At 53.3% G+C, this 420-nt stretch carries 1 rRNA gene; it reads left to right on the top strand.

Going from position 1 to position 420, the window contains the following annotated elements:
* Nucleotides 1–420: ribosomal RNA gene (locus tag C0R07_RS19635) — 16S ribosomal RNA — on the top strand; the annotation flags it as partial.

Genomic DNA, 420 nt, shown 5'->3' with positions numbered 1-420 from the left:
CTGCTGGTGCCAGCCGCCGCGGTAATACAGAGACTGCAAGCGTTATTCGGATTCACTGGGCGTAAAGGGTGCGCAGGCGGTCGTGTGTGTCAGATGTGAAATCCCGGAGCTTAACTCCGGAACTGCGTCTGAAACTACACGACTAGAGCATTGGAGAGGGAAGTGGAATTCATGGTGTAGCAGTGAAATGCGTAGATATCATGAGGAACACCAGAGGCGAAGGCGACTTCCTGGACAATTGCTGACGCTCAGGCACGAAAGCATGGGGAGCAAAAGGGATTAGATACCCCTGTAGTCCATGCCCTAAACGGTGCACACTAGGTCTTGGAGGATTCGACCCCTTCAGGGCCCAAGCTAACGCGTTAAGTGTGCCGCCTGAGGACTACGGTCGCAAGACTAAAACTCAAATGAATTGACGGG

This window comes from Stenotrophomonas bentonitica (assembly GCF_002887735.1).
Taxonomy (GTDB): Bacteria; Pseudomonadota; Gammaproteobacteria; order Xanthomonadales; family Xanthomonadaceae; genus Stenotrophomonas; species Stenotrophomonas bentonitica_A.
This window is presented reverse-complemented; position numbering and strand designations above follow the sequence as displayed.